The sequence below is a fragment of the Clostridium drakei genome, assembly GCF_000633595.2.
Classification (GTDB): Bacteria; Bacillota; Clostridia; order Clostridiales; family Clostridiaceae; genus Clostridium_AM; species Clostridium_AM drakei.
Genome location: NZ_JIBU02000023.1, coordinates 25,408 through 37,697, shown reverse-complemented (window position 1 = coordinate 37,697; position 12,290 = coordinate 25,408). Strand labels below are relative to the sequence as shown.

The following is a 12,290-nucleotide window of genomic DNA, read 5'->3' as shown; positions in this document are numbered from 1 at the left end:
TATGAACATAGTAGTTTGTTTAAAACAAGTTCCAGATACAACAGAAGTTAAAATAGATCCAAAAAAAGGAACTCTTATAAGAGAAGGTGTTCCATCAATAATAAACCCAGATGATAAAAATGCTTTAGAAGAAGCATTAGTATTAAAAGAAAGTTCAGGTGCAAAGGTTACTGTAATAAGTATGGGACCACCACAAGCAGAAGCAGCATTAAGGGAAGCGATAGCTATGGGAGCAGATGAAGCAATATTATTGTCAGATAGAGCTTTTGGTGGAGCAGATACATTAGCAACATCACATGCATTAGCTGCAGCAATAAAGAAATTAGATTATGATATAGTGTTTGCAGGAAGACAAGCAATAGATGGAGATACGGCACAAGTAGGACCAGAAATAGCTGAACATTTAGGAATTCCTCAAATAACTTATGTAGAAAAAGTAGATGTAAATGGAAGTTCTTTAAAAGTACAAAGAGCATGGGAAGATGGATATGAAGTAATAAGTATTAAAACACCAGTGCTCCTAACAGCTATAAAAGAGTTAAATAGTCCTAGATATATGCATATGGCAAATATTTTTGAAACATTTGAAAAAGAAGTGAAAGTATGGAGTGCAAATGACATTGATATAGATAAAGCTCTTCTTGGATTAGCTGGTTCACCAACAAAAGTTAAAAAATCATCAACAAAAGAACCAAAGGGACAAGGTGAAATAGTAATTTTACAACCAAAAGAAGCAGCAGCACATGCAATTTCAAAATTGAAAGAGAAACACTACATCTAATATAGGAGGTATTTATAATGAATATAGCAGATTACAAGGGCGTATGGGTATTTGCTGAACAAAGAGATGGACAGCTACAAAAAGTATCATTGGAATTATTAGGAGAAGGTAGAGAATTAGCAGACAAATTAGGAGTAAAACTAACAGCACTTCTACTTGGAAGCGATATAGATGATATGGCAAAGGAATTAATAGCTTATGGAGCAGATAAAGTAATATATGCAGATAGTCCGCTTTTAAAACATTTTACAACAGATGGATACACTAAAGTTATATGTGATTTAGTAAACAAGGAAAAACCAGAAGCTATACTAGTTGGAGCTACATTTATAGGAAGAGATTTAGGACCAAGAATAGCTGCAAGATTATCAACAGGACTTACAGCAGATTGTACAGGACTTGATATAGATTCAGAAACAAGACATCTTCAAATGACAAGACCAGCATTTGGAGGAAACTTAATGGCAACAATAGAATGCGCAGATAATAGACCACAAATGTCAACAGTAAGGCCTGGAGTATTTGAAAAATTGCCAAAAGATGCATCAAGAGCTGGAGAAATTGAAAAAGTTGATGGAAATATAGCAGAGTCTGATATTAGAACAAAAGTAATAGAAGTAGTTAAATCAGTTAAAGATATTGTGGACATCGGAGAAGCTAAAGTAATAGTTGCAGGAGGAAGAGGAATAGGAAGTAAAGAAGGCTTTGAAATAGTAAAAGAGCTTGCAAATGTTTTAGATGGAACAGTAGCAGGATCAAGGGCAGCTATAGAAAATGGATGGTTGGATAAAGCATATCAAGTTGGACAAACTGGAAAAACAGTAAGGCCCAACCTTTATATAGCGTGTGGTATATCAGGAGCAATACAGCATTTAGCTGGAATGCAAGATAGTGACTACATTATAGCTATAAACAGAGATGCAGATGCAGCAATTATGAAGGCAGCTGATCTTGGATTAGTAGGAGACTATAAAAAGATTATTCCTGAACTTATAGCTCAAATTAAGGTAATGAATAACAATTAATATACATTAAAAAATTCCCTTTTTTCAATGTTAATATTATAGATATAAAAACATAATAATATTATGAATAAAAATTCTATAATATTATTATGTTTTTTTTTATAAGAAACAGTAATTATATATTATTGACTTTATTTAATTATCATAATGCTTGATTTTGCTTAGAAAGGATGTATTTTATGAATTGGAAAGATATTTATAAAAGTAAAGTAGTTACAGCAGAAGAAGCTGTAGTTAATATCAAATCAGGCTATAGAGTAGTTATTGGACTTGGAGCTTCAGAGCCTATGATGTTAGTAGATGCCATGGTAAAAAATAAAGAAAATTATAGAGACGTGGAACTAGTCAATATGCTTACTATGGGAAAAGGCGAATATGCAAAACCTGGTATGGAAAAGCACTTTAGATATAATTCAATATTTATTGCAGGAAGTACTAGAGAAGCAGTTGAATCTGGAAGAGCAGATTTTACTACGTGCTTTTTTCATGAAGTACCTAAACTATTTAAAAAAGGATGTTTACCTGTAGACGTTGCATTGATTCAGGTTAGCAAACCAGATGAACGTGGATATTGTAGCTTTGGGGTATCTAATGATTACACAAAGCCTGCTGCAGAATGTGCAAAAATAGTTATAGCGGAAGTTAATGATAAAATGCCTAGAACCATGGGAGATTCTTTTATTCATGTAGCTGATATTGATTATATTGTAGAAACATCATATCCAATAATTGAACTACCGCCACCTAAAATTGGAGAAGTTGAAAAGGCTATAGGTCAGCATTGTGCATCGTTAGTTGAAGATGGTTCAACTTTGCAATTGGGAATAGGAGCTATTCCTGATTCAGTATTATTATTTTTAAAGGATAAAAAAGATTTAGGTATACATTCGGAAATGATTTCTGATGGAGTTTTAGAACTTGTGGAAGCAGGTGTTATTACAAATAAAAATAAAACTCTTCATCCTGGAAAAATTGTAGTAACATTTCTTATGGGAACAAAAAAACTTTATGACTTTGTGAATAACAATCCTATGGTTGAAACCTATCCAGTTAATTATGTAAATGATCCTGCAGTGATTATGAAAAATTACAAAATGGTATCTATAAATTCGTGTGTTCAAGTTGATTTATTAGGACAGGTATGTTCTGAATGTATAGGTAAAAAGCAAATTAGCGGTGTAGGAGGACAAGTAGATTTTATTAGAGGTGCAAATATGTGTGAAGATGGTATATCAATAATTGCAATTCCTTCTACAGCTGCAAATGGAAGAGTTTCAAAAATTGTTTCTAAATTAGATGAAGGTTCTGTAATTACAACATCAAGAAATGATATTGATTATATAGTTACGGAATATGGTATTGCTCAACTTAAAGGGAAAACTTTAAAACAAAGAGCAAGGGCTTTGATAAATATAGCTCATCCTGATTTTAGAGAAAGTTTAATAGAAGAATTTCAAAATATGTTTAATTACACATGTTGAAGAAATTTATAATTTACTGTTGAAGTTTGTATTAAAGTAAAAAGTAATTAAAAATCTATATTGCTTACATAATAAACAAAAGAATAGATGAAATTTAATATATTTTATAATAAGTTTTTTCTCAGGGTTATTATAGTTTTAACTATATTATTCAGGGGGTTAAAAAATGTCTATTAAAAGAAAATTACCATTAATTATTTCTTTGCTTGTCTGTATTCCATTGGCATTAAGCAGTGCCATTGCTTATTTTTATAGTTCAACTATGATGCAAGAAAATGGTAAAAAACAAATAGATTCTAGTATGATGATTATCAGTGATAATATCTATAGTTTAATTGATGATCAAAAAAAGGAAGTTGAACTTCTTGCTAAATCTAAAGAAATTATAGAAATATCAAAAGTAAGACAACACAATGTGGAAGAAAGCTTTTTTAGTATATATTCAACAGATCCTGCTAACATATTGTTGAAAAAAAGATTTGAAAAAGAGTCTAATCATGAACATTTATTTTTATTAGATACTAGTGGTATTATATGTGCAGATAGTGATCCAAAATCATTAAAATTTGATTTAAAAGAAAGAACATATTTTAGAGAAGCTATGCAAGGAAAATTATCAATAAGCAATACTCTTATATCAAAAATTAATGGAAAACCTATAATAGTGTTTGCAGCACCTGTAGTAGATGAAAATGGAAAGGTAATTTCAGTAGTAGCTAATTCAGTATATGTTGAGTATTTTACAAAACATTTATCATCAATGAAATTTGGAAAAACTGGATACGCATATATGGTAGATTCAGATGGTGTAATGTTATCTAATCCAAATAGAGATAAAATTGCTAAACCTGTTGAAAATGAAATAATAAAAGAAATTGCATCGAAGGTTAAAAAAGGTGATAAAGTTGAAAAAAGTGTAACTCAATATTCTTCAAATAGTATTAAACAAATTGAAGAATACAATGTTATATCTGGAGTTAACTGGACAATTGTTATCAATCAAGAGTTAAATGATTTAAATGAATCAGCAAGAACACTGCGTGATTTCATTTTAGTTATGCTTATTATATTTGTAGTAATTTCTGTAGCTATAGGTATATTTTTTTCAAGAGGTATTACTAAGCCAATTATTAAATTATTGAGTCTAATGGACAAGGCATCAAAAGGAGACTTATCAATTAAAAGCAAAATTAATAGAAAAGATGAAATTGGTAAATTATCAAATAATTTTAATATCATGATTGAAAATATTAAAAATGTAATAGGAGCTGTTAAAAAAAGCTCAGAAAATATAAGTTTGCAATCAGATAAGCTAGCTTTAGTATCTAAGGAAATGGCTTCTTCATCAGAAAATGTTGCAACTTCCATACAGAGTGTAGCAAATGGTACAGGAGATCAAACAGAAAATTTGATTGAGATTACAAATATGTTAAATGATTTCGGAAATGAGTTAGATAGTATAGTAAAAGCAATTAATGATGTTACCTTAAACTCAAGAGATGTTAATATCTTAGCAAGCGAAAGTAATGAGAAAATGAAACCACTTATAACATCCGTTAATGAAATAAGTAAATCATTTAATGATTTTAATTTAAAAATAGTTGAACTTCATAGTGATATAAAACAAATTAATGAAATAACTGAGCTTATAAATAATATAGCTGATCAAACAAATCTTTTAGCTTTAAATGCAGCTATTGAGGCAGCAAGAGCGGGAGAAGCAGGAGGTGGTTTTTCAGTTGTAGCAGAAGAAGTAAGAAAGCTTGCAGAACAATCAAAGGTTTCTTCTGAAAATATTTCTACACTAATTAATAATATTTCCAGTCGCGTAGAAACAATGACTAATTCTACAGTAGTAATGAATAAAGAATTAGAAAGTCAGGTTTCGATAATACAAGTTGCTATGGATTCATTTAATAAAATAATTAGTGCTATAGAAGGTATGAATCCTAAAATAGAGGCGGTTAGTGTTTCATCTACAAATATAAATAAAGAAAAAAATGATGTACTAGGAAAATTAGAAGGAGTATCTGCTATTTCTGAAGAAATATCAGCTTCAGCACAAGAAATTGCAGCATCAGCTGAGGAAATGAGTGCATCTAATGGAGAAGTAGCTTCCATGGCTCAAAGTTTTAGTGACAATACAAAGGACATGGAAACAAAAATTGAAAAGATCAAAACATAGAAGTTAATGTATCTAATGTAAAGCATTAATAGAAATATAAAATAATTATATATTTTTATGTAATTATTTACTTTTATTAAAACCAATTATATAATATTTAAGTTCAACTATGTTTACAAAGTAATGAATTTAGAATAGAATATAAATATAGACTATTTGGAAATTGAATAGACTGATAGGTTAATTAGATTTACTACTTTTCAAAATGGAATATCATGGAAAATATAAAGAAGCAAGTTTAAATACTATTTTACAAGATAAAGATTATAATTATTAGGAGCATAATAAACAAAGCGTTCTTAAGAACGCTTTGTTACTTAATTTAAAGTGTATAAAAAGTATTATGTAAAGCTTTATGTCAAAAATTACATGCAGTATTTGATTAAATCATGAGTATAAGTGGATTTTATATCTTTTTTTATTTATATGTATTGAAGTATAAAATCATTATTTAAATAAATTTTCAAAGTGGATATGTGTTTTAAAATTATATTAAAAGTTTAAATGATTGGTTAAGGTACTAGAGTACTTTCTAAACAATTAACTTATTTATATAATTACATTTTATAATAGAATGTTGAAATAAGATATAACAATATTCACTAAAAGTAAATGTATCAAAAAAGGAGGCATAATTATGGAATTAAATGAATGTATAAATTTTTTATTGACAAGAGCGCATCAAACAGTATTTCAACATGTAAAATCAAATCTTGTTGAGCTTGATGTAACACCAGTTCAATACGGAATATTAAAATGTCTTTGGACTGAAGATTGTCAAACACCTAAGCAAATTGGAGAAATTTTAAGTTTAGATAGTTCTACTATTACAGGAATTCTCGATAGAATGGAAAGTAAGGAATTAGTAAAGAGGGTTGCTAATCAAGATGATCGTAGAACATTAAAAATAATGTTAACTGAACGGGGTTCAGAATTACAAGTACCAGTAGAAAAAATTATAGAAGAAGTAAATAAGTATTTTCTAGAAATATTTACGGATGATCAACAAACACAACTCAAGGAATATTTAAGATTGATTGCAAACCGTCATGATTGATAAATTAAACAAAAGTTATGATTTAAAAAAAGTTATTCATACATAATTAAAAATCATTGTCAAAATTTATTGAATTTCAATAAAGCTTGATAATGATTTTTTTGTTATACAGCACTTTGTTAAGTAAATGTGTGCAAAAATGGGAAAAAAATATAGAATTGAAGATAATTTCATATTTGATGTTCATGGAATGATATTTGGAACTTAAGGGGATTTTTCAAGATTTTGTAATAAGTATTATAATTAACATATATGATATCTTAGGAGGTGAATTTTATGTTGAATAAAGTAGTACATGAAAAGTACAAAATTTTGTTGAATAAATTGTACTGCAAATGTAATTATCAAGAATTTGTAGTAGCTTTTAATATGGCTCTTAGAGTTCATCAAAGGATTTCAAAACAGGAATCAGTTTTTGATTATGCTAATTTTAATTTAAATGTGATTAATACTGATAATATGCTTATTCCTTCAGTTTTTGAATATTATTTAAATGGTAATGGCGAAAAAGAAAATTTAAATGAAGATGTTTTTCCTTTAATAAATGTTTTATGTGGGAATAAAGCAAGTGATACGGCAGATGAATTAAGACAATTATTTTTAAATTCATATAATTAATATGGTTAAAAGTAAAAATGAAATATAAACAAAACTGGGTGATAATCGTTACTACGTGCCTGTATAAGTTTTTCTAAGACTCAGATGAGTAAAATGCTTAAATAGCATTTTATGAGCTCGCTCAGATAAGAGGTATTCCTCGCAGGCAAAATCCATCTGAGTTTAAGAATCACTTTATTTTGTATAAAAATTTTAGTTTTTAAAACTGTGGATAGGAGCTGGAATTCTACCACCTCTAGCTACAAATGCTTCACTAGAAAATTTGCTTACTGCCATAACAGGAGCATGGCCTAGAAGTCCACCAAATTCAACTACATCACCTATTTTTGTTCCAGGAGCAGGAATAACCCTTACAGCAGTTGTTTTATTATTTATCATACCAATAGCTGCTTCATCTGCAATTATAGCTGAAATTGTTGATGAAGAAGTGTCTCCAGGAATAGCAATCATATCAAGTCCAACAGAACATACACAAGTCATTGCTTCTAGTTTTTCTATGTTTAAGGAGCCCTTGTTAACAGCATCTATCATACCAGCATCTTCACTAACAGGTATGAAAGCACCACTAAGACCTCCAACATGACTGCATGCCATTACACCGCCTTTTTTTACAGCATCATTTAATAGAGCAAGTGCTGCTGTGGTTCCATGAGTTCCACAACTTTCAAGTCCAAGTTCTTCAAGTATATGAGCTACACTATCACCAATTGCAGGAGTAGGTGCTAAGGATAAATCTACAATTCCAAAAGGAACATTTAATCTATTAGAAGCCTCCTTTGCTACTAATTGACCCATTCTTGTGATTTTGAAAGCAGTCTTCTTTATAGTTTCAGCGACTACGTCAAAGCTTTCTCCTTTTACCTTTTCCAAAGCTCTTTTTACAACTCCAGGTCCGCTTACACCAACGTTTATTATAGTGTCAGCTTCTCCAACACCATGGAAAGCACCAGCCATAAAAGGATTGTCCTCAACAGCATTTGCAAATACTACTAATTTAGCACATCCTAATCCTGATGAATCCTTTGTAAGTTCTGCAGTTTTTTTAACTATAATCCCCATTTCCCTTACAGCATCCATGTTTATTCCACATCTAGTAGAACCGACATTAACAGAGGAACATACAAGCTTTGTACGGCTTAAGGCTTCAGGAATAGATTGAATTAATATTCTATCACCTTTGGTATAGCCCTTATGTACCAAAGCTGAAAAACCACCAATAAAATCTATACCTAAAGTATTAGCGGCTTTATCAAGTGTTTCAGCATATTTAACATAATCTGTATCACTTGAGCAACCTGCAACCATTGAAATAGGAGTTACAGAAACTCTTTTATTTACAATAGGAATGCCAAATTCATTTTCTATTTGTTTACCTACTTTTACTAAGTTTTCAGCACATTTAGTTACTTTATCATATATTTTAATTCTAGATTTTTCTCCATCAGAATCGCAGCAATCTAGAAGTGATATTCCCATAGTTATAGTACGAATATCTAATTTTTCTTCTTCTATCATCTTTATAGTTTCTAATACATTGTTTACATTCATTGTTATTCCTCCTAAAGTGTATGCATTGAATTAAAAATTTCTTCTCTTTGAATTTTTACATCTACACCTAATTCTTTTCCTTTTGATAAAAGAGCTTCTTTGGTTTTGTCAAAAGACACATTAGCTTTGGACAGATCTACTAACATTATCATTGTAAAAAACTCTTCCATAATAGTTTGAGTAACATCTAAAATATTTATATTTAGATGTAAAAGCTCACTGCTTATACCTGCTACAATACCTACCTTATCTTTTCCAACTACAGTAATAATACCTTTCATAAATAACACCACTCCTATTTTAATATTTTGATATATAAAAAAAGACTTGTGTCCAAGTAAAGGGACGAAAAATATTTTCCGCGGTTCCACCCTTCTTGACATAAGTCCATCTTTCAATAAAATATTGCTCCAAAGTTCCATTCACAATAAATTCATAGTTGCTTACAGCAAAATGCAACCTCTCTTTAAAGAAAATAATTGTTACTAATCTCTATCATAGCAAATTATTAAATTTTCAATTGTATAAAAAAAGACCATACCTTAAGAGACGAAAATCATTTCCGCGGTTCCACCCTTTTTGGCATAAGCCCTGCTTTATCAGTTATCACTCCAAAGTTCCCTTCATAATAAATTCTTAGTTGCTTGCAGCAAATGCAACCTCTCTTCAAAGAAAGTTAATATTACTATGCTTTATCATAGTGACTTATAAAATTGTTTAAAGTTATTGTAACACAATTTGAGATATTGTCAATAAAAATATTTTAATTTTTATTTTCTGATAATAAAACTATATGCTTTGTGGAAAATTATTATTTTAAATATTATAATAATATAAACGATTTAATTTAGTAATTTAAAAATATTGCCAATCAATATTTTCAGGGGACAATGAAGGAGGAGTTTTCTCCGTTATACTACGAAAATTTATTTTTATTGTCCTCTGAAAAGGTTGTATTGTATTTTTATTATTTTGTAAAGAAATAAGGGGGTATTATCATGAAATTTATAACATATGATTTTAAAGAAAAAGAGAGTATAGGAATTGTAAGAGGGGATAAGATAGTTCCAATAGAAGATATTGCAACATATATGTCATTGGAAAATCCCAAAAATATGGTTGAATTAATAGAACAGTATAGTGAGGATATGCTGGATAAGGTGGAAAATATACTGAAAAATAAAGAAGACTTTAAACTATTGTCTTTAGATAATGTAAAAATAAAAGCTCCTATACCTTATCCTAAAAGAAATGTCTTGTGTTTGGGAAAAAATTATGTTGAGCATGCAAGAGAAATAAAAATAACTAGAATTGCTGGCACTGGAATACCTGAAGAACCTATATATTTTACAAAAATGGCAGCACCGGCTATAGGAAATGAAGATGAAATAAAATTTTCATACGAAGTAACAAAACAGGTTGATTATGAAGTAGAACTTGCAGTTATAATAGGAAAAGACGGGATAAATATAAAAAAAGAAGACGCTGAAGAACATATTTTTGGATATACTATAGTTAATGATGTGTCTGCTAGAGATTTGCAGGGAAAGCATAAACAATGGTTTAAGGGTAAGAGTTTAGATACTTTTTGTCCTATGGGACCTTATATAGTACATAAAAAGGATATTCCATTTCCTGTAGAATTAAATATTAAATGCAGCATTAATGGAGAATTAAGGCAGAATTCAAATACTAAAAATCTAATATTTGATATTCCGTATATTATAAGTGATTTATCAAAAGGAATGACATTAAAGGCAGGAGATATTATATGTACTGGTACTCCAAGTGGTGTAGGACTGGGATTTGAACCTATAAAAGTATTAAAAAATGGTGATACAGTAGAGTGCTCCATCGAGAAAATAGGGAAATTAGTTAATAAGGTGAAAGTTATTTAAAATGCTTTCATAAGGATGTAATTGAAACTTACTATAAAAAGCTAAAAGAACTATCAACCTATAAAATATAATCAAATCTTTTATTGAAAATCAAAGGCCGTGTTTAAGAGAATTTAATACGGTCTTTTGATTTTCAAAAATTTTATACATGATAAATCATTTTAAGTTGAATAAACATCTATTTTTCTCAAGTCAACTTCAAAACTAATCCAATGAGAACCGTCCCACCTGAAACCACCAAGGTGTGGATCAGATATATAAGAAATCCAGCACCAAAATTCACTTCCATCCCTAAGCCACATGTATATATGCTTAAACATAAGAGGTTTTAGGACATTTCCATGAACGTTTAAACCACTTAAATCAATTTTATTAATACCTTTAGATTTCATAGGAACAAAATTTGGTGGTGCACTGGTTGGTGGAGGTGAAACAAAATTTCCAGTCATATCACCTACAGGTGAAGTACATTGGTAACCTCAACGTAAAATTGGCATAAGATTTAAGTTTATACCATTCATAAAATCATATCCTTTCATACAAATTTTTATAGGTCTTATTAATGTGAGTTGAAAAATTGTGATTATAATATCAGTTTATGAGTTAAACTAAAAAAAGTTATTATCTATGTAAAATTACCGCTAATGATTGATTATGACTGAAATTTAAAAATTAATGATTATTTTTGAACAAAAATGATTGTTTTTCAAAAATTTTTATATTATAATGTCTACATAGATATCAAAAAAGGTGGTGGATAACAAATGATATGTACAGTAACTTTTAATCCATCTATAGACTATGTCATTAAAGTAGATGATTTTAAACCAGCAGCAGTAAATAGAGTGATTAGTGAAAATAAATATCCTGGCGGAAAAGGTATAAATGTATCGAGAGTTTTAAATAATTTTGGTATAAAAAATAAAGCGTTAGGTTTTATAGGAGGTTTCACAGGGGACTTTATAAAAAATTCATTACAAAATGAAGGGGTTTATACTGATTTTATAGAGGTTGATGGAGACACAAGAATAAATGTAAAACTTAAATCTAAAGAAGAAACAGAGATAAACGGAGCTGGACCTATTATAAAACAAGAAGACTTAAATAAGTTATTTGAAAAAATAGAAGCTTTAAATTCTGATGATTATTTAGTGCTTGCAGGTAATGTGCAAAAGTCACTACCAGCTAATGTATATTCATTAATTCAAGAAAAATGTTTAGGCAAAAAAGTTAAAGTAGTAGTGGATACCACTGGAGAAGCTTTAACTTCAACATTAAAATATAAACCATTTTTAATAAAACCAAATAATCATGAATTGGGTGAAATATTTGGGGTAGAAATTGAAACTAGAGAAGAAATTATAAAGTATGCACAAAAACTTAGAGATATGGGAGCAGAAAACATAATTATATCTATGGCATCAAAGGGAGCATTACTTTCATGTGAAGAAGGTGTATATCAAGCATCAGCACCTAAAGGTATTGTAAAAAATTCGGTAGGTGCAGGAGATTCAATGATAGCAGGTTTCTTAGCAAGTTATTCACAAAACTTGAATTTAGTTGAAGCTTTAAAATATGGAGCAGCATCAGGAAGTGCCACAGCATTTTCTATGGATTTATGCAAAAAGCAAGAAGTAGAAACTTTGCTAAAGAAAATAATTATAACAAAAATATAAAATGATTTTTAATTCAGAGGA

The 12,290-nt window shown here is 29.4% G+C and carries 11 protein-coding genes and 1 other annotated feature; of the genes, 8 read left to right on the top strand and 3 right to left on the bottom strand.

Annotation, left to right across the window (positions count from 1 at the left end; translation table 11 throughout):
* The first annotated feature begins 1 nt into the window (after position 1).
* From EG57_RS0212030 to EG57_RS0212005, 6 genes are all read left to right on the top strand, one after another.
* The gene (locus EG57_RS0212030; protein ID WP_032077459.1) at positions 2-781 is read left to right on the top strand and encodes an electron transfer flavoprotein subunit beta/FixA family protein; all 780 of its coding nucleotides are present in this window, start codon (positions 2-4) and stop codon (positions 779-781) included.
* 17 nt (positions 782-798) lie between these two features.
* A complete protein-coding gene (locus tag EG57_RS0212025) occupies positions 799-1,806 on the top strand; it encodes an electron transfer flavoprotein subunit alpha/FixB family protein (RefSeq protein ID WP_032077458.1) in 1,008 nt (335 codons plus the stop codon).
* A gap of 179 nt (positions 1,807-1,985) precedes the next feature.
* Positions 1,986-3,287, top strand: a complete 1,302-nt coding sequence (locus EG57_RS0212020; RefSeq protein WP_032077457.1) for an acetyl-CoA hydrolase/transferase family protein — start codon at positions 1,986-1,988, stop codon at positions 3,285-3,287.
* Positions 3,288-3,453: 166 nt separating this feature from the next.
* Entirely contained in the window at positions 3,454-5,472 is a 2,019-nt protein-coding gene (locus EG57_RS0212015) for a methyl-accepting chemotaxis protein (protein ID WP_032077456.1), read from the top strand.
* Positions 5,473-6,109: 637 nt separating this feature from the next.
* The gene (locus EG57_RS0212010) at positions 6,110-6,529 is read left to right on the top strand and encodes a MarR family winged helix-turn-helix transcriptional regulator (RefSeq protein WP_032077455.1); all 420 of its coding nucleotides are present in this window, start codon (positions 6,110-6,112) and stop codon (positions 6,527-6,529) included.
* Between the two features lie 276 nt (positions 6,530-6,805).
* Positions 6,806-7,147 (top strand): hypothetical protein, encoded by a 342-nt coding sequence (locus EG57_RS0212005; protein ID WP_032077454.1) that lies wholly within the window; start codon positions 6,806-6,808, stop codon positions 7,145-7,147.
* Positions 7,148-7,339: 192 nt separating this feature from the next.
* Here EG57_RS0212005 and EG57_RS0212000 read toward each other — a convergent pair whose 3' ends face one another.
* A complete protein-coding gene (locus EG57_RS0212000) occupies positions 7,340-8,695 on the bottom strand; it encodes a PFL family protein (protein WP_032077453.1) in 1,356 nt (451 codons plus the stop codon).
* A gap of 11 nt (positions 8,696-8,706) precedes the next feature.
* Positions 8,707-8,976, bottom strand: a complete 270-nt coding sequence (locus tag EG57_RS0211995; protein WP_029161678.1) for an ACT domain-containing protein — start codon at positions 8,974-8,976, stop codon at positions 8,707-8,709.
* 57 nt (positions 8,977-9,033) lie between these two features.
* Positions 9,034-9,203: a binding site (T-box leader), on the bottom strand.
* Positions 9,204-9,693: 490 nt separating this feature from the next.
* Here EG57_RS0211995 and EG57_RS0211990 point away from each other — a divergent pair.
* Positions 9,694-10,593 carry a fumarylacetoacetate hydrolase family protein gene (locus tag EG57_RS0211990; protein ID WP_032077452.1) on the top strand — a complete coding sequence of 300 codons (900 nt, stop codon included), beginning with the start codon at positions 9,694-9,696 and terminating at the stop codon, positions 10,591-10,593.
* Positions 10,594-10,754: 161 nt separating this feature from the next.
* Here the strand turns inward: EG57_RS0211990 and EG57_RS0211985 are convergent, their stop codons facing one another.
* Positions 10,755-11,042 (bottom strand): hypothetical protein, encoded by a 288-nt coding sequence (locus tag EG57_RS0211985; RefSeq protein ID WP_032077451.1) that lies wholly within the window; start codon positions 11,040-11,042, stop codon positions 10,755-10,757.
* A 315-nt stretch (positions 11,043-11,357) separates the two neighbouring features.
* Here EG57_RS0211985 and pfkB point away from each other — a divergent pair, with 315 nt between their 5' ends.
* Positions 11,358-12,269, top strand: a complete 912-nt coding sequence (gene pfkB, locus EG57_RS0211980; protein ID WP_032077450.1) for a 1-phosphofructokinase — start codon at positions 11,358-11,360, stop codon at positions 12,267-12,269.
* Positions 12,270-12,290: the final 21 nt, after the last annotated feature.

Coding starts and splice junctions, on each gene's coding strand:
- EG57_RS0212030 (WP_032077459.1), top strand. CDS start 2: ATGAACATAGTAGTTTGTTTAAAACAAGTTCCAGATACAACAGAAGTT.
- EG57_RS0212025 (WP_032077458.1), top strand. CDS start 799: ATGAATATAGCAGATTACAAGGGCGTATGGGTATTTGCTGAACAAAGA.
- EG57_RS0212020 (WP_032077457.1), top strand. CDS start 1,986: ATGAATTGGAAAGATATTTATAAAAGTAAAGTAGTTACAGCAGAAGAA.
- EG57_RS0212015 (WP_032077456.1), top strand. CDS start 3,454: ATGTCTATTAAAAGAAAATTACCATTAATTATTTCTTTGCTTGTCTGT.
- EG57_RS0212010 (WP_032077455.1), top strand. CDS start 6,110: ATGGAATTAAATGAATGTATAAATTTTTTATTGACAAGAGCGCATCAA.
- EG57_RS0212005 (WP_032077454.1), top strand. CDS start 6,806: ATGTTGAATAAAGTAGTACATGAAAAGTACAAAATTTTGTTGAATAAA.
- EG57_RS0212000 (WP_032077453.1), bottom strand. CDS start 8,695: ATGAATGTAAACAATGTATTAGAAACTATAAAGATGATAGAAGAAGAA.
- EG57_RS0211995 (WP_029161678.1), bottom strand. CDS start 8,976: ATGAAAGGTATTATTACTGTAGTTGGAAAAGATAAGGTAGGTATTGTA.
- EG57_RS0211990 (WP_032077452.1), top strand. CDS start 9,694: ATGAAATTTATAACATATGATTTTAAAGAAAAAGAGAGTATAGGAATT.
- EG57_RS0211985 (WP_032077451.1), bottom strand. CDS start 11,042: ATGACTGGAAATTTTGTTTCACCTCCACCAACCAGTGCACCACCAAAT.
- pfkB (WP_032077450.1), top strand. CDS start 11,358: ATGATATGTACAGTAACTTTTAATCCATCTATAGACTATGTCATTAAA.